General features: G+C 65.1%; 17 protein-coding genes. 7 read left to right on the top strand and 10 right to left on the bottom strand.

Annotated features, from left to right (window positions below; all coding sequences use genetic code 11):
* Positions 1-50: 50 nt before the first annotated feature.
* The 7 genes from JQ633_RS31965 to JQ633_RS31935 form a co-directional block, all read right to left on the bottom strand.
* Positions 51-233 carry a hypothetical protein gene (locus tag JQ633_RS31965; protein ID WP_211989715.1) on the bottom strand — a complete coding sequence of 61 codons (183 nt, stop codon included), beginning with the start codon at positions 231-233 and terminating at the stop codon, positions 51-53.
* On the bottom strand, positions 234-557 hold the full coding sequence (locus JQ633_RS31960) for a hypothetical protein (RefSeq protein ID WP_211989714.1): 324 nt from the start codon (positions 555-557) through the stop codon (positions 234-236).
* Between the two features lie 250 nt (positions 558-807).
* Complete coding sequence (locus tag JQ633_RS31955) at positions 808-1,158, bottom strand: hypothetical protein (RefSeq protein ID WP_211989713.1); 351 nt, start codon at positions 1,156-1,158, stop codon at positions 808-810.
* Positions 1,159-1,393: 235 nt separating this feature from the next.
* Positions 1,394-1,909, bottom strand: a complete 516-nt coding sequence (locus JQ633_RS31950; RefSeq protein ID WP_211989712.1) for a YkgB family protein — start codon at positions 1,907-1,909, stop codon at positions 1,394-1,396.
* A 64-nt stretch (positions 1,910-1,973) separates the two neighbouring features.
* Positions 1,974-2,510, bottom strand: coding sequence for a carboxymuconolactone decarboxylase family protein (locus JQ633_RS31945; protein ID WP_211989710.1), 537 nt, complete (start codon positions 2,508-2,510; stop codon positions 1,974-1,976).
* A gap of 186 nt (positions 2,511-2,696) precedes the next feature.
* A complete protein-coding gene (locus JQ633_RS31940; RefSeq protein WP_211989708.1) occupies positions 2,697-3,371 on the bottom strand; it encodes a peroxiredoxin-like family protein in 675 nt (224 codons plus the stop codon).
* Positions 3,372-3,552: 181 nt separating this feature from the next.
* Positions 3,553-4,431 (bottom strand): LysR family transcriptional regulator, encoded by an 879-nt coding sequence (locus tag JQ633_RS31935; RefSeq protein ID WP_211989706.1) that lies wholly within the window; start codon positions 4,429-4,431, stop codon positions 3,553-3,555.
* Positions 4,432-4,658: 227 nt separating this feature from the next.
* Between JQ633_RS31935 and JQ633_RS31930 the strand changes: the two genes are divergently transcribed.
* Entirely contained in the window at positions 4,659-5,822 is a 1,164-nt protein-coding gene (locus tag JQ633_RS31930; protein WP_211989704.1) for a patatin-like phospholipase family protein, read from the top strand.
* A 49-nt stretch (positions 5,823-5,871) separates the two neighbouring features.
* Here the strand turns inward: JQ633_RS31930 and JQ633_RS31925 are convergent, their stop codons facing one another.
* Positions 5,872-6,993, bottom strand: a complete 1,122-nt coding sequence (locus JQ633_RS31925; protein ID WP_211989702.1) for an FUSC family protein — start codon at positions 6,991-6,993, stop codon at positions 5,872-5,874.
* 496 nt (positions 6,994-7,489) lie between these two features.
* Here JQ633_RS31925 and JQ633_RS31920 point away from each other — a divergent pair, with 496 nt between their 5' ends.
* The 6 genes from JQ633_RS31920 (at position 7,490) to JQ633_RS31895 (ending at position 12,999) form a co-directional block, all read left to right on the top strand.
* Positions 7,490-8,749 carry an aromatic ring-hydroxylating oxygenase subunit alpha gene (locus JQ633_RS31920; RefSeq protein ID WP_211989701.1) on the top strand — a complete coding sequence of 420 codons (1,260 nt, stop codon included), beginning with the start codon at positions 7,490-7,492 and terminating at the stop codon, positions 8,747-8,749.
* Complete coding sequence (locus JQ633_RS31915) at positions 8,749-9,243, top strand: aromatic-ring-hydroxylating dioxygenase subunit beta (protein WP_211989699.1); 495 nt, start codon at positions 8,749-8,751, stop codon at positions 9,241-9,243. Before JQ633_RS31920 ends, JQ633_RS31915 begins: the two co-directional genes overlap by 1 nt.
* A 74-nt stretch (positions 9,244-9,317) precedes the next feature.
* A complete protein-coding gene (locus JQ633_RS31910) occupies positions 9,318-10,112 on the top strand; it encodes an enoyl-CoA hydratase/isomerase family protein (protein WP_211989695.1) in 795 nt (264 codons plus the stop codon).
* 3 nt (positions 10,113-10,115) lie between these two features.
* Complete coding sequence (locus JQ633_RS31905) at positions 10,116-10,874, top strand: SDR family NAD(P)-dependent oxidoreductase (protein WP_211989694.1); 759 nt, start codon at positions 10,116-10,118, stop codon at positions 10,872-10,874.
* 143 nt (positions 10,875-11,017) lie between these two features.
* On the top strand, positions 11,018-11,809 hold the full coding sequence (locus JQ633_RS31900) for an alpha/beta hydrolase (protein ID WP_349631643.1): 792 nt from the start codon (positions 11,018-11,020) through the stop codon (positions 11,807-11,809).
* Complete coding sequence (locus JQ633_RS31895) at positions 11,806-12,999, top strand: acyl-CoA dehydrogenase family protein (protein WP_211989688.1); 1,194 nt, start codon at positions 11,806-11,808, stop codon at positions 12,997-12,999. Before JQ633_RS31900 ends, JQ633_RS31895 begins: the two co-directional genes overlap by 4 nt.
* Before the next feature lie 338 nt (positions 13,000-13,337).
* On the opposite strand, the gene JQ633_RS31890 is transcribed toward JQ633_RS31895, so the two are convergent.
* Entirely contained in the window at positions 13,338-14,492 is a 1,155-nt protein-coding gene (locus JQ633_RS31890) for an ABC transporter substrate-binding protein (protein ID WP_211989687.1), read from the bottom strand.
* A gap of 41 nt (positions 14,493-14,533) precedes the next feature.
* Positions 14,534-15,580, bottom strand: coding sequence for a branched-chain amino acid ABC transporter permease (locus JQ633_RS31885; RefSeq protein ID WP_211989686.1), 1,047 nt, complete (start codon positions 15,578-15,580; stop codon positions 14,534-14,536).
* Positions 15,581-15,582: the final 2 nt, after the last annotated feature.

Below are 15,582 nucleotides of genomic sequence, written 5' to 3'. Positions count from 1 at the left end.
AGCAATCGCCAGTTTGTTTGCGGTGCATCAGGCATCGGGATCATCCTTCTTCAGGAACGATCGCGAGCTGCGGCAGCCCGGCGGGTCGCGATGTCGGCGACGGCGTCCCAGACAATCGCGCGAAACTCTGCCGGCCAGGCGCCGATCACTCGATCGAGCCCGGAAAGCGAATCCTCCGCTAGCGAGACAACCCGGTCAGCAATGGACATGGCCTTGAGCATGTGATCACCCATCTACGCACCGCCTTTCGCAGCGACCGCGAGGCGGGGAGGGGTGGACCCGTTAAACCCGGTCTCCTTCTCCAGTTCGCTCAGCAGGATTTCGCCGATCCAGAACATATCGCCGTGAGTGTTGTCGATGATGGCTTGTCGAAGCGCGGCCAACTCCAAGCCGGGCTTAGCGATCGGGCGCGTCTTGAGCAGCCGGACATTATTGCCAGCGCGCTTCATCATGTTGTCCCAGAGGCTGCCGTGAACCCATTCGTGTCCGGTTCGATCTTGGGCCTCAGCCGCGATCGCACACTCCTCGATCAGCGCATTGCGTTCTGCCTCGGTCATGCCGCGCCTCCCTTCACCGGAGAGGCGATAGGGCCGGCCGCCTTCAGATGGTTCTTCCGCGGACAGCCGGGGTTCTCACAGGTCTGTTCGCTCGTTGGCGGGCAGATGCAGCCGACCGGCGGGATGGGCCATCCGTACTGCGGCTGCGGCTGCCTCAACGGGTCCGGGTTCGGCGCATAGTAGGGGCGGGGACTGCACGCCGAGCAATTGCCGGCGGTGTCCATGTAGCAAGGGACGCGCATGCAGACGTTCATGCCCGGCCTCCCGCGCTCACCGCCACCCTCGGTTTCCACTCAGGGAGCCAGGAGAGGGTGGGGTCACGTTCCGCCAGTTCCGCCGCCTGCTGGCGCATGAGCACCACGATCGCGTAAGCGTGGTCGGCGTTGGCGGCATCGGGGAGGGTCTTGGCCAACCCCTCGAGGTTGGCGGCTCGGCCGCGCCTTCCCCTCGTTTCGTCGTCGTCCCCCTGCGCCTTGATGACGTAGCCGTGGAGGAAGGAGGCGAGATCAGACAGAGAACGGGGCTGTGCCAATCCAGTGTCAATCTGGGTGCCGTCTAGCTCCGAATCATGCCGTTCAAATGCCGCTTGGTGCCGTTTCATTGGGTTGAGCCTCTGTTTTGGTTGAGGTTCTTCTCTGTCCGACCGGAACTATGTTCACGGCCGGAGAACTACGGGCATTGCATGCATAAGCCAATGTCGCGCGAACCGGCATCGGGATCGGAACGGATTGGCAACCGCGGCGCATTCGCCATATCGGGCAATGCCTTATTCGCAACGCGCAATCGCCGGCGAGCTAGCGGGCTCGCCGGCGACGCACCGCCATTCGCAGGGCCACCTATTGCCGCGTCAGGCGAACCAGATCCTGCTTGAGGAGGTAGAGCGAGACGGCGAGCAGGACGACGTCCTTCATCAGGAACGGCACGTTGCCGGTCATCGCAGGGAAACCGCCGGCCGCGACGTCCCAGCCCTCGGGCATGAACGGGATGATCGTGACGGTCGCGATGAAGGTCCCGGTCGAGCCGAGGGCGCCGAGCACGCCGAGCCGCTTGTCGAAGAAGCCGGCGAACAGCAGCGCGCCGAAGGTCCACTCCGAGACGCCGAGGAAGTAGCTGGCGCCGGCGTGGCCGAACACCGGGTAGAGCCACCAGATCAGCGGCCCGTTGCTGATGAACGGGACCAGCCGTTCGAATTCGTAGGGAAACCACTTCTGGTAACCGAAGAAGAGAAACATGATCACCATCGCGGCGCGCACGATGTGGTAGTCGATGTCCCCGGCCAGCAGGCCCGACCTATCGAGCGCGCGGAGAAGCGGATTTTGCGGATTTTGCGTGGTGGTGGAAAGCGTGGTCATGGTCGTGTTCCTTGTGCGAGCGACATGATGCAGCGGCTTGATGGAAGCGGCTTGGCGCGGTGCTTCACGCGACCGCGGGGAAGTCGATGTCGGTGTCGTTGATGCGGTTGAAGACGTTGGTGAAGACGGTGGTCGCGAATGCGAGGCTGATCTCGACCAGTTGGGCATCGCTGTAGCCCGCGGCCCTGATCGCGGCGAAATCGGCCTCGCCGACCGTACCGCTCGACTGCGCGAGCTTGCGGACCAGTCGAACCAGCGCATCGCGCTTGGGATCGCCGGTCTGCTCACCCTCGCGGATCTGCCTGAGCACATCAGGATCGACGCCGGCGAGCTTGGCAAGATGCGAGTGCGCGGCGACACAATAGTCACAGCCGCCGGCATCGCTGATCACGAGCTTGATGATCTCCTGATCGCGCTTGGTCAGGCTGCCGCCGGCCAGCACCGCATCGGCGGCAAGCACCGACTTCAGCGCGGCGGGGCCGTGCGCGGCGATCGCCGCAAAGGTGTTCGGCACGCTGCCGATCGCCTTCTTGATCTGGGCATAGACCTGGCCCGACGGGCCGTTGTCGGTTTCGAGATTGGGGACTGCAAGACGGGACATGGTGGCTCTCCGTGTTGGGGTGGTGGACGATCACGGACAGACGATAGGTTAGGTAAATGAGACAATGAATGTCAGAAAATATCTAGTATATGCTCAATCGTCTCGTCCGCATGAGATGTCGCCGGCGCAGGTGGCGCAAGATGAAAGCGGCCGACGATGATCTTCCATCAGCCGCTTCAGACGCCGTCATGCCTTGACGGACGTTGCCTGCTGCAGAACCGGGATCATGTCGTCGGGTTCTGGGCGATGGGTGTAGTCCGGGTTCACCTCGGAGTAGAGGATCACGCCGTCCTGCCCGATCACGTAGCGGGCCGGCATCGGCAGCGTCCAACTCGGATCGTCGTTGAAAGTCGGCAGATCGTTCTTCAGCTTCTTGTAGAGCTCGACCAGATAGTCGGGCAGGTGGAAGCGCAGTCCGAAGGCCTCGCCGACCTTGCCTTTCGCGTCGGACAGGATCGGGAATGACAGCTTGTTCTGGCGCACGGATTTGCGGCTGTTCGGCGCGGTCTGCGGCGAGATCGCGACCAGCGATGCGCCGTATCTGTCGAACTCCGGCCTGGCCGCTTCCAGCGCCTGCAGCTCCATGTTGCAATAGGGACACCAGACGCCGCGATAGAAGCTGAGCACCAGCGGGCCGCGCTTGAGCAGATCGGCGGAGCTGACGATGTTGCCTTCCGGATCGGTTAGCGAGAAGGACGGGGCGACGTCGCCGGCCTTCAGGGCGCGTTGCGCGGCGCCGGATGCGATCAGCTCGGCGGTGGCGCGGTGCATGATCTCGATGACTTCGCGCGGTACGCTGTAGGGCGGCTTTCCGGCTTCGAAATCGGCTTTGAATGCGTCGAGCTTGGCTTGAAGCGACATGGCGGTTCTCCTTCTTTTTGCGTGAGGGACGGCGGCGCCGTCCGTTCGTCACGCGAAGGAAAGTAGAGGAGACCGTCACGGCGGGTAGCGAGGCCGTCGGACTAGCGATTATTCCTCGACGGAATAAATGTGGCGCGCGATCGGGAGTCGCTCAGGACGGCGCGACTGCCGGCCGGCATCGTCACATGTTGAACGTGCGCTCGAAGAAGCTGACGAAGGCGCGTGCCTTCGCCGTCGCGGCGCGTCCGGTCGGCAGCACGGCCCATAGATCGAGCGCCGGCAGGCTCCACTCCGGCAGCACCGCGCGCACTGCGCCCGATTGCAGCTCGGGGCTGAACATCCACTCGGACGCGATGGCGATGCCTGCATCGGCGAGCACCGCGGCTCGAACACCTTCCGCAGCGGTCACCCGCAGCCGGCTTTGCACGGTGACGGCCAGCTCCGTGCTCTCGCGCCGGAACGACCACACGCTGCCTTCGCGGAGATAGATCACGGCCTGGTGCCGGCTCAGCTCGCTCGGCGTGGCCGGCGTGCCGGCACGCTTGAAATAGGCCGTCGTGCCCAGCACCAGGCGCTTGCATCGGGCGATACGGCGCGCTGTCAGCGTCGAATCCGTCATCCTGCCCATCCGCAACGCCACATCGATGCCCTCCTGCACGAGGTCGATCTGGCGGTCGTCGAGCACGACCTCGAGCTCCAGCTCCGGATTCTGCGCGAGGAATTTCGGCAGCATCGGGATGAGGTGAAGGCGGGCGAAGGTGACCGCGGCGCAGATCCGCAAGCGTCCCTTGAGGTCGGCGCTCGCGCCGCGTGCGGCGAGCTCGGCTTCGGCCGCCTCCTCGAGCGCCCGTCTGGCGCGATCGAGATAGCCGAGGCCGGCCTCCGTCGGGGTCAGCCCGCGGGTCGAGCGGATCAGCAGCCTGACCCCGAGATACTCCTCGAGCTGCGCAACGGATTTCGAGACCGCGGGCTGGCCGACCCGAAGCTGCCGGGCCGCGCCAGAGAAGGAGCCGGTCTCGACAACCCGCACGAAGGTCTCCATCGCCGCCAGCCGGTCCATGCTATTCTCCGCCGGAATGAGCGTATCGCCGGGCCTGTTTGCCACGATCGGCGACAATTGGCCATGTCTCGATAGATCCGGTTGACGATGGCGTGCGGTGATGATCGCGTTCACGCCGGTATGAACAAGCGGGCCGCGCCGGGCGCTGTACGATTGACAGGACCGCGCAACGCATTCAATCAGCCACGGCGGGCGCGCAAACCGGACATCACAGCAGGAGGCCTTGAATGGAGCGACCGACGAAATCTGCCGGTATCCGGGATTTCCCGCGCAACGCGCCGGGCGCACTGCCCGGTCAGGTCGTGCTGGTGCTGCAGGGCGGCGGGGCGCTCGGATCATATCAGGCGGGTGTCTATCAGGCGCTGCATGAAGCCGGCATTGAACCCGATTGGATCGTCGGGACGTCGATCGGCGCGATCAACGCCAGCCTGATCGCCGGGAACGCGTCGCAGGACCGCCTGGCGCGGCTGAACGAATTCTGGAGCCGCATGCAGCGGCCATCCGGCTGGGATATCGGGAGCGCGTTCTCGGGAGCACATGGCAACTGGTCCTACTGGGCGACGCTTACCCAAGGCATTGCCGGTTTCTTCACACCCAATCCGTTCGCCTATGCGGGCAACGGCTTTCCGCTCGGCGCCGATCGCGCCGGCTATTATTCCACGACGCCGCTCGAAGCCACGCTCGGCGAACTCGTGAACTTCGAACGCATCAACCAGGGGCGCCCGCGCCTGACGGTCGGTACCGCGCATGTGCGGACCAGCCAGATGACCTATTTCGACAGCGGACGCTGCAAGCTCGACGCGAGGCACATCATGGCGTCGGGCGCGCTGCCTCCCGCGTTTCCTGCGGTGCGCATCGACGGCGAACTGTACTGGGACGGCGGCATCCTCTCCAACACGCCGACCGAAGTGGTATTCGACGACAATCCGCGGCGGGACTCGCTGATCTTCACGGTTCACCTGTGGAATCCGCTGGGCGGCGAGCCGGCGACCATGGCCGAGGTGCTCAACCGCTACAAGGACGTGCAGTATTCGAGCCGGATCGCCAGCCAGATCACGCGCCATCAGCAGACCCATCGCTTGCGCCACGTCATCAACGAGCTTGCGGCGAGGTTGCCGGAAGCCGACCTCGGCCTGCCCGAGGTCAGGGAATTGATGAGCTATGGCTGCCAGACGCGGATGCATGTGGTGCAACTGCTGGCGCCGCAGCTAACGCGTGAGGATCATACCAAGGACGTCGACTTCAGCGCGGCCGGCATCAGGCAGCGCTGGGACGCCGGCTACGCGCACACCAGGGCGGTGCTGGCGCGCAAGCCCTGGGTCGGCGAGTTCGACGCGCTCTCAGGCGTGATCCTGCACGAAGCCAGATACGGCGCGTTCGCGGCCGAATAGCGCGAGCATCGAGCGACGAATACAAGCCAAAGGCCGGACCGCGCCGGGATCACTCTCCCTCGTTCGTCGATGCTGCCTGCTCGCGGGGAGGTTCGCGGCTCGGCGCAACCAGATGCCAGGCCAGCAACACCGGCTCGAGCACGACGAGGCCCATCAGGATGCCGCTCAGCCGCTCCAGGGCAGGGTCGATCCGCATCTGGGCGTAGCTATCCGGGACCAGCGCGACGAGCACGACCAGCACGAACTGCGTGCCGGCATAGGCGATGGCTGTGCCTCCGTTCTCGATGTGACGGCCGACGATCACGCCGACGAGGGTGCCCAGGATCAGAATGACCACGGACGCATGGGATGACGACGCGAACAGAACGAGCGCTGCAAACAGGCATCCGGCCACGCAGCCGAGCGTGCGATAGAGCAATCGGCGGCTGACCGGCACGAGACCGCTGCGTCCGACGCTCGCAACGGGAACCAGCATCACGGCCAGGATGGTGATGCTGCTCTGCGACAGTTCGGGCAGTCCAAGAAGCGCAAGGCACGGCAATACGCCGAGGGCGATGGCACCCTGCGCGGCATGGCGAGCAGCGTCGGGATGCCAGCCGAACCGGGCGACGGCAGCCGGCGCGGGCGCCGGCCAGTATCGGCGCGCCGTCAACGTCGACAGCGCACTCACGATGACGCAGGCCGACGTCCCGGCGATCACCTCGGCCACCCGGGTCAGCGCGAAGGTCGTGACGGCGAGCTCGCGATGTTGAACCTTGTCGAGCAGGATCATCTCGAAGGTGATGCCGACGAAAAGCCATGCATAGGCCCGCCTGGCGGTGAGCGCCGCGTAGAGCATCGTGCCCCCGATCGCCGCGCTCGCCAGCATTTGGGCCGTCACGTGATCGAGGACCAGCGGCGTCAGGACGACGGCAATCCCGGCGCCGGCGCAGGTCCCGAGAATCCGCAGCACACCGCGCAGGGTGCTTTCGGCCACGTGGCCGCGCATCACCATGTAGCCGGAATAGGCAGCCCACGACACGTTGGCAACGCCAATGGCATGCGCAAACAGGATCGCCAGCAGCACGGAGAACGTGCATTCGAGCTCGTCGACGAGCCGCGCATCCAGCGAGAACAGGTTCCTCAGCTCGCGCTTGGCCAGCTCACGTATCGGCGCTTGATCGACGGCCATACCTTCCTTGCCTCCGGCACAAACGGCGCCGCTACCGCCGTCCTGGTCTCACGGTGGAGCAAGTCGCGCGGCAACCGTTCACTGGCCGGTGCGCGCGGGTGAAGGCAGGACTGTTCATGGAGTCTTGATCTCCGGCGTTGCTCATGACCGCAAACGTCATGGCATTGCTATGTACCGAGACGGAGATAGTGCTTCAACACCCGCAGCGCTGCGGATCCGGTTTGGGGCACTGACGAATAGGCATGCAGATATGTTGCAAGTTCGCGCCGGGCTTTGGTCGCGCGAAAAATGGGCGCATCGATAGGCCTGCAAAATATCTCGATGCCGCGCCAAACGTCACGGCAGAGGCGACGACGCCATAAATCGGCAGGCGCCGGAGAGCCCAAAACAGGGCTTGCGGCCGCAACCGCCTGTGCTATTATCTAAACGGCCGGTCGGATTATTATTTGATCGGTGTAGCTGAGGCTGCTTGGACCCTTAGAGGCGGGAGGAGGCGATGAACGTCGCAATGCGCGCGCCGCAGTGGGATGGCTTGATCCGGCGCGACCGGGTGCACGGCTCGCTGTACACCGATCCCGCGGTCTTCGCGGCCGAGCTCGAGCAGATCTGGTACCGCACCTGGGTCTATGTCGGGCATGAGAGCGAGGTGCCGAACGCGAACGACTACGTCGTGAAGTCGATCGGTCCGCAATCCATCATCATGACGCGCGATGAAGCCGGCAAGATCCATCTCCTGCTCAACCGCTGTTCGCATCGTGCCAATCAGGTCTGCTCGTTCGACCGAGGCAATGCGCGCTCCTTCACCTGTCCGTTCCACGCCTGGACCTTCGCCAACGATGGTCGCCTGGTCGGCTATGCCTTTCCGGACGGCTATGAGGGGCAGGACCGCGCGGGACTCTCGCTCGCGCGCGTCACGCGGATGGAGTCCTATCGCGGTTTCATCTTCGGCTCCTTCGCCGCCGAAGGCCCGACGCTGAAGCAGCATCTCGGCGGTGCGGCCGAGACGATCGACCGGCTGGTCCGCACCTCGCCGGAAGGCGAGGTCGAGATTACCGCGGGCTTTCTCAAGCACCGCGTCAAGGCGAACTGGAAGTTCATTCTGGAAAACGAATGCGACGGCTATCACCCGGCATTCGTTCACACGTCGATCTTCGGCGTCGCCGACAGCGCGATCGGCAAGCTCTATGGCGGCGCGTCGACGGCACTGACGCGCGATTACGGCAACGGCCATACCGAGATCGACCTGCGCCCGGAATTCCGCAAGCGCGATCAGCCGCTGAGCTGGTTCGGCACCGCGGAGGACCGGCTGCCGGATTATGCGGCGCGCATGAAGGCTGCCTACGGGGACAAGACCGCGCGCGAGATCATGATCGACGGCACGCCGCATGTCATGATCTTCCCGAACCTCTTCATCGCGGAAATCCAGATGTTCGTGATCCAGCCGCTCGCTGTCGACGACAGCGTGCAGCACGTCACGGCGCTGCAGTTCAAGGGCGCGCCGGACCTCAATCGGCGGCTGCGGCAGCAGACCATGGGGTCGGTCGGGCCGGCCGGCTTCCTGCTCGCCGACGATTCCGAGATGTATGAACGCTGTCACCGCGGCGTGCAGGCGCGCAATCCCGAATGGGTCTATCTCGGGCGCGGCGAGAAGCGCGAGCGGCGCGACGAGCTCGGCTTTACCGTCGGTCATGTCACCGACGAGGTTCCCTCGCGCGGCATCTGGGATCATTACCGCAAGCTGATGGAGCCGGTCTGATGCTGTCGCGCGAGAGCAGCGCCACGCTGTTGGCCGCCGTCACTGCGTTCCTCTACCGCGAGGCGCGGCTGCAGGACGAGCACCAATACGAGGCGTGGGAGAAGCTCTGGACCGAGGACGGCGTCTACTGGGTGCCGGCCAACGGGGCCGACATCGATCCCGAGAAGGAGATGTCGATCATCTACGACAACCGCTCGCGGATCGCGCTGCGCGTGCGGCAATTGATGAGCGGCAAGCATTACACCCAGACGCCGCAATCGAACCTGCGCCGGCTGATTTCGAACATTGAGCTGATGGACGAAGAGGCGGGCGAGGATATCGCCGTTGCCAGCAACAGCATGATCTTCGAGTCCAGTCTGCGCGACGACACCTTGTGGGCGGCCCGCAACGACTACCGGCTGCGTTACGTCGATGGCGAGTTGCGGATGGCCTACAAGAAGGTGACGCTCGTCAACAACGGCAAGGCCATCTACACGCTATCGTTCCTGGTCTAGCGCATGATCCGGAAAAATGGGAACCGGTTTTCCGGAAGGATCATGCGCAAACGAAGGCGAAGGAGGCTTACGCTGTGATCGACAAGGGACCGGTACTGCTCGATATCACCGACGGCATCGCGCGGCTGCGCCTCAATCGCCCGGACGCCGCGAACGGCATGAGCGTCGAGCTGCTGCGCGCGCTGTGCGATGCGATCATGGTCTGCCATGGGCATCCGGATTTGCGCGTGGTGCTGCTCTCGGGCGAGGGTGCCAATTTCTGTGCCGGTGGCGATGTCCGGGCCTTTGCGTCCAAGGGCGAGAGGCTGCCCGACTACATCCGTCAGGCCACCGCCTATCTGCAGAACGCCGTGACCGGGCTGCTGCGTCTGGAAGCGCCGGTCATCGCTTCGGTGCAGGGATTTGCCGCCGGCGGCGGCGGCTTCGGGCTGGTTTGCGCGTCTGACATCGTGATCGCCGCCGAGTCGGCGAAGTTCCTTGCCGGTGCAACGCGCGTGGCGATGGCGCCGGATGCCGGCGTCTCCGTCACGCTGTCGCGGCTGGTCGGGCTGCGCCGCGCGATGTCGATCCTGCTGACCAATCCGGTTATTCCGGCAACCGAAGCGCTGCAGCTCGGCATCGTCACCAAGGTCGTCCCTGACGACGAACTCGCCGATGCTTCGTTGGCGTTGGCGAGGGAATTGGCGGCCGGTGCGCCGAAGGCGCTTGCGGCGACCAAGCGGCTGGTGTGGGCCGGCACTGCCATATCGATCGAGCAGTGCCTTTCGGAGGAGGCGCGCACGGTCGCCGAATTGTCCGGCACGGCGGACGCCCGAGAAGGCCTTGCCGCAGTGATCGAACGGCGCAAGCCGCATTTTACCGGACGCTGAGCCGTGTCGGCGACGGGCCAACGCGCATTCGGCCGGCTCGATGGCAGGCGCGCCTTCGTCACCGGCGGCGCGCAGGGGATCGGCGCCGCCATTGCGCACGGCTTCGCGAGCGCCGGCGCGCAGGTCGTGATCGCCGATCTCGATATCGCCGCGGGCCCGCTCCTTGCCGAACGGATCGGGGCGCGCGCAATCGGGCTTGACGTCAGCGACGCCGCAACCGTGCGCGCTGCGGTCGGGCAACACGGGCCGTTCGACATTCTCGTCAACAATGCCGGCATCGACCAGCACGCCTTCTTCACCGAGACGTCGGAGACCGATTGGGCCCGACTCATCGGCGTCAACCTTGTCGGCGTGCTGGCCTGCACGCAGGCCGTGCTGCCCGCGATGCAGGCGGCGGGCTTTGGCCGCATTATCAACATCACCTCGGAGGCGGCGCGGCTCGGCTCGAAGGGCGGCGCGGTCTATTCGGCCGCCAAGGGCGGCGTGATCGCGTTCACCAAGAGCCTGGCACGTGAGAACGCCCGATTCGGCATCACCGCAAATTGCATCGCGCCGGGGCCGATCCGCACGCCGATGCTGGAGCAGGCGGTCGCGACCGGCGGCGAGCGTCTGCTGCGCGCGATGACGGAGGCAACGCTGCTGCGGCGGCTGGGCGAGCCCGAGGAGGTCGCGTCGGCCGCGCTGTTCCTTGCGTCCGACCAGGCCGGCTACATCACCGGCGAAACGCTCGGCGTGTCCGGCGGCATGGGACTGGGCGGCTGACAATGGCGGGCGAGCGCGAACCGGCGGAATCACCGGTCGATCGCGCCATCGCGCGGCTCCGCGCCGTCTATCGCGGTTGGACCCGCGATACACCGGTCGCGCAGATGCGGCGTGACTGGGACGCGGCCTTCGGCAGCCGCGCGGTGCCGGTCGCCTGCGGGCGCCTGATCGCTGATGGTGTCGAGGCGGAATGGCTGACGCCGCGCGATGCATCCGTCGGCATGGCAATCCTTTATTTCCACGGCGGCGGATTTCGAATGGGGTCCGTGACGTCGCATCGCGACCTGATCGCGCGTTTCGCCGATGCGAGCCGCTGCGCCGTGCTCGCCATCAACTATCGGCTGGCGCCGGAATATCGTTTTCCTGCTGCGCTTGATGATGCATTGGCGGCCTACGGGTTCCTGCTGGATCAGGGCTTCAAGCCGGATGGGATTGCGCTGGCCGGAGATTCCGCCGGCGGCAATCTCGCGCTTGCGTTGATGCTGGCGCTTCGCGATCGCGGTCAGCCGTTGCCAGCGGCTGCCGTGCTGATGTCGCCGTGGACTGATCTCGCCGCAACCGGCGCGAGCTATCAGAGCCGCGCGGAGGCCGATCCGATCCATCAGCGGAAGATGATCCTGGCGCTGGCGAAGGATTACTTGGGTGAAGACGGCGATCCACGCCATCCATTGGCATCGCCATTGTATGCCGACCTTGCAGGCTTGCCGCCGCTGCTGATCCAGGTGGGAGACCGCGAGACCGTGCGGGACGATTCAGTGATGTTTGCGCAGAAGGCGGAAGCCGCCGGCGTCGATGTGGCGCTCGAGGTCTTTGCCGGTATGATCCACGTGTTTCAGATGTTTCCGGAGATCCCACAGGCGCGCGATGCGATCGCATCGGCTGGCGGTTTCCTTCGCAAGCATCTCCACATCAGGGCCGGGGAGGCCGCACAATGAACCTCATGCCAGCCGATCCGCGCCAATCCGGCGAGACCGAATTCCAGTTCTCCGAGCAGCCGGGGCTCTCCGAGGAGCTCAGGATGCTGCGCGAGCAGGTGCGCCGTTTCGTCGAGCGGGAGGTGATCCCGCATGGCGAGGAATGGGAGCGGGCCGGCAAGATCCCGCGCGAGGTGTTCCGCAAGATGGGTGCGCTCGGCTTCCTCGGCATGCGTCACGAGGCCGAATACGGCGGCACCGATATGGGGCCGGTTGCCTCGATGGTGTTCGCCGAAGAGCTGGGGCGCTCGAGCTTCGGCGGCTTCACGTCGTCGACCCTGGTGCATTCCGACATGTCGGCCGTCCACATCACCTTGCGCGGTACGCCGGAGCAGAAGCGGAAATACCTGCCGGCGATCATTCGTGGCGAGACGATCTGCTCGATCGCCGTCACCGAGCCGGATGCCGGCTCCGACGTTGCCGGGCTGAAGACCCGGGCGAGGCGGGAGGGAGACTCCTGGGTGATCAATGGCGCGAAGATGTTCATCACCAACGCCGTCTATGGCGACATCCTGATCGTCGCCGCGCGCACCGATTCGCAGGCCAAGGGCAGCCGCGGCATCTCGCTGTTCATTGTCGAGCGCAACACGCCCGGCATCTCGGCGAGCAAGCTCGACAAGCATGGCTGGCTCTGCTCCGACACCGCCGAGCTCGGCTTCCAGGACGTTCGCGTCCCCGCCGAGAACCTGCTCGGCGAGGAGAACAAGGGCTTCTATGGCATCATGGAGACCTTCCAGAACGAGCGCATCTGCATCGGCGGCATCTGCGCCGGGGAATCGGCCAAGGCCATCGAGTTGACGACGGAGTATGTGAAGACCCGGCAGGCGTTCGGGGGCCCGCTATGGAACCAGCAGGCGGTGCGGCTGAAGCTGGCGCAGCTCGCGGCCAAGGCCGCGGCCGCCCGGCAGCTCGCCTACCATGCCGCCGAGCTCGCAGCGGCAGGGCAACCGTGCCTCCGCGAAGTCTCGATGGTGAAGGCGCTGTCGCCAGAGGTGCTGCACGAGGTCGTGCATGGCTGTCTGCAGCTGCACGGCGGAACCGGCTTCATGCGCGGCACGGCGATCGAACGCATGGTGCGCGATGCGCGGGTGCTCACGATCGGCGGCGGCGCGACCGAGGTGATGCTGGAAGAAGTTGCCAAGCGGATGTGAGCCGCTCAAGAGCGCTCGCAGGGGCGCGCTGCCAATATGTGGAAAACAACCCCATGCAAAGTAGCTTTCGGCCGCCGGCGTTCGACGCGGCAACTTGACATGTCGGGCAACTCAGGGGTAATATTCCAATATTCCGAAATTGTGCAGGGGCTGCGGGGCGTCGTAGACGGCCATCGGCTGCGTCCAGCAACTCGTCATGCCCGGGCTTGTCCCGGGCAGGCGTAGGCCGCCTTGGCGCCCGTGGTTGCGAACGCCAAGGCGAAGTCCTCCAAGGCGAAGAACTTCAAGGCGAAGCATCGGCCGGAACGCATCGGCCGATGCGTTCCGGGCGAGGGGACCTATTGCACCGGCTTGAAGCTGAGCGTCGCCGCATCGGCCTGCATGATCTGCAGCTTCTGGTTCGAGAAGCGTACGCCGGGACCGAAGCTGATCGGCGCCATCACGCCGGTCTCGACGTTCTTGGTTTTCTCCAGCTCTGAGATCGTGCAGGCCCAGGTCACGGCCTTGCCGCAGCGCTCGATCGCCGCGAGCAGCACCTTGGCCGCGGCATAGCCCGTCATAGTGTAGCGGTTGATGCCCTTGAACTCGGCTTCGGTGACCAGCGGCTTGGCCTTTTCCAGGAACGCCTTGCCGGCCTCACCGGCGAACGGCTCGACATAGTCGACGGCGTAGATGCCGTCGCCGGCCGGACCCATCAGCTTCAACACCGGCTCGATGCGGCCGGGCCAGAAGATGCCGGTCACCGGCTTGACGTTGAGCTTCTCGAGCTCCTTCATCATGGCGATGTTCTCGGCGATGATGCCGCCGGCAAGGAATACGTCGGCCTTGGACTCCTTGAGCTGCAGCATGTCGGACGAGAAGTCCTGCTGGCCCTTCTTGTAATTGCCGCTGTAGACCACCTTCAGCTTCTTGGCCTTGACCACGGAATCGAAGCCGTCGCGCACGGTGATGCCGTAATCGTCATCCTGGGTGATCAGGCCCCAGGTCTTGCCGGGGTTCTTGTCGGCGAGATAGTTGACGAGATGGATGATGCCTTCCTCGTAGGATTGGCCGACGACGAAGACATTCTTGCGCGCCGGCTCCCAGAGCAGCTTGACCGGCGCGACGTCGATCACCGTCGGAATGCCGGACTTCTCCAGCACCGGCATCACCGCGATCGACTGGCCGGATCCGGAGATGCCGAGCATCGCGAACACCTTGTCGACTTCGATGACCTTCTTGACGCCCTGGATGGTCCGCGCCGTGACGTAGCCGTCATCCTCCAGGACATATTTGATCTTGCGGCCGTTGATGCCGCCGGCGTTGTTGGCTTCCGCGATCGCGATCTTGTGGCCGATCGAGGCCGCGACTCCGAGCAGTGCGGGCGGGCCCGTCAGCGGCTCGACGTCGCCGATCAGGATTTCGGTGTCGGTGACGCCGGGATCGGCGGCCTGGGCGCTGCCGGACAGCAGCGCGGCTGCGAGGAGTGATACAGTCGCCAGATGGTTTCGCATTGTCCTTCCTCCCATTGATCGTGATTGTGTTGTTTGTTGTTTCAGTAACGCAGAGGCCAGTTGACCCAGGTCCGCTTCAGATCATGCCAGACGCCGACCAGGCCGCGCGGTTGAAAGCGCAGGAACAGGATGATGACGAGGCCGTAGAGCATGCTCTTGAGCTCCTGCGCGCCGGTCGTGAACATCGCGTCCATCTGGGCGCTGAACAGGCTGAACACGAGCCGGGTCGCCTCGGGCAGCAGCACGATCAGGACCGTGCCGAGCACCGCGCCGAGGGCAGAGCCCAGACCGCCGACGATCAGGATCGCCAGTGCCTCGATCGAGAGCAGGAACGGAAAGCCCTCGACGTTCACGAAGGAGAGATAGATGCCGTAGAGCGCGCCGGCGATGCCGGTGATGAAGGCGCTGGTGACGAAGGCCAGCAGCTTGTAGGCGTGCAGATTGATGCCCATCACCCGCGCCGCGGTGTCGTTGTCGCGGATCGCGACGAAGGCGCGGCCGACCCGGCTGCGGCGGATGTTGAGGGTGGCGAACAGCGTCAATATCGCCGTCGCGAGGCAGAGATACGTGAAGGCCGCGTCGCTCTCGAAGCTGAGGCCGAGGATCTCCGGCCGCGGCACCGCGATGCCGCGGGCCCCGTTGGTCAGCCAGCGCGCCTCCAGGATCACCGTGTTGATGATGAAGGAGAAGGCGAGGGTGGTGATGGCGAGATAGAGCCCCTTCAGCCGCAGCGAGGGCGCGCCGACGATCAGGCTGGCGAGCGCCGGGACGATGCCGGCGCCGAGGAAGCCGACCAGCGGCGGCAGCTGATATTTCGAGACCAGCACGGCGTAGCCATAGGCGCCGGTCAGGAGGAAGCCGACATGCCCGAGCGAGATCAGGCCGGTATAGCCGGTGAGGATATTGAGGCCGAGCGCGCCCACCATCGTGATCAGGATGATGATCAGGAACGAGAGCGCGTAGGCATTCAGAACGTAGGGCGCGACGACCAGCGCCAACACGAGCACCGCCGACCACAGCCAGACCGGCGGTGAATCGACCAGTGCGACGAGTTCGCCATAAGTCTGCTTGTAGTCGCCGGTGCGCATGG

Origin of the sequence: Bradyrhizobium tropiciagri (assembly GCF_018130505.1) — a bacterium.
Lineage (GTDB): Bacteria > Pseudomonadota > Alphaproteobacteria > Rhizobiales > Xanthobacteraceae > Bradyrhizobium > Bradyrhizobium tropiciagri_B.
Note: the sequence above shows the minus strand (reverse complement) of the source record. Positions and strands in the feature narration are given on the sequence as shown.

What these genes read in the sequence shown, in the direction of transcription:
- JQ633_RS31935 (WP_211989706.1), bottom strand. Translation starts at nt 4,431, where the DNA reads ATGGACCGGCTGGCGGCGATGGAGACCTTCGTGCGGGTTGTCGAGACC.
- JQ633_RS31920 (WP_211989701.1), top strand. Translation starts at nt 7,490, where the DNA reads ATGAACGTCGCAATGCGCGCGCCGCAGTGGGATGGCTTGATCCGGCGC.
- JQ633_RS31940 (WP_211989708.1), bottom strand. Translation starts at nt 3,371, where the DNA reads ATGTCGCTTCAAGCCAAGCTCGACGCATTCAAAGCCGATTTCGAAGCC.
- JQ633_RS31915 (WP_211989699.1), top strand. Translation starts at nt 8,749, where the DNA reads ATGCTGTCGCGCGAGAGCAGCGCCACGCTGTTGGCCGCCGTCACTGCG.
- JQ633_RS31950 (WP_211989712.1), bottom strand. Translation starts at nt 1,909, where the DNA reads ATGACCACGCTTTCCACCACCACGCAAAATCCGCAAAATCCGCTTCTC.
- JQ633_RS31960 (WP_211989714.1), bottom strand. Translation starts at nt 557, where the DNA reads ATGACCGAGGCAGAACGCAATGCGCTGATCGAGGAGTGTGCGATCGCG.
- JQ633_RS31885 (WP_211989686.1), bottom strand. Translation starts at nt 15,580, where the DNA reads ATGCGCACCGGCGACTACAAGCAGACTTATGGCGAACTCGTCGCACTG.
- JQ633_RS31955 (WP_211989713.1), bottom strand. Translation starts at nt 1,158, where the DNA reads ATGAAACGGCACCAAGCGGCATTTGAACGGCATGATTCGGAGCTAGAC.
- JQ633_RS31925 (WP_211989702.1), bottom strand. Translation starts at nt 6,993, where the DNA reads ATGGCCGTCGATCAAGCGCCGATACGTGAGCTGGCCAAGCGCGAGCTG.
- JQ633_RS31965 (WP_211989715.1), bottom strand. Translation starts at nt 233, where the DNA reads ATGGGTGATCACATGCTCAAGGCCATGTCCATTGCTGACCGGGTTGTC.
- JQ633_RS31890 (WP_211989687.1), bottom strand. Translation starts at nt 14,492, where the DNA reads ATGCGAAACCATCTGGCGACTGTATCACTCCTCGCAGCCGCGCTGCTG.
- JQ633_RS31930 (WP_211989704.1), top strand. Translation starts at nt 4,659, where the DNA reads ATGGAGCGACCGACGAAATCTGCCGGTATCCGGGATTTCCCGCGCAAC.
- JQ633_RS31945 (WP_211989710.1), bottom strand. Translation starts at nt 2,510, where the DNA reads ATGTCCCGTCTTGCAGTCCCCAATCTCGAAACCGACAACGGCCCGTCG.
- JQ633_RS31895 (WP_211989688.1), top strand. Translation starts at nt 11,806, where the DNA reads ATGAACCTCATGCCAGCCGATCCGCGCCAATCCGGCGAGACCGAATTC.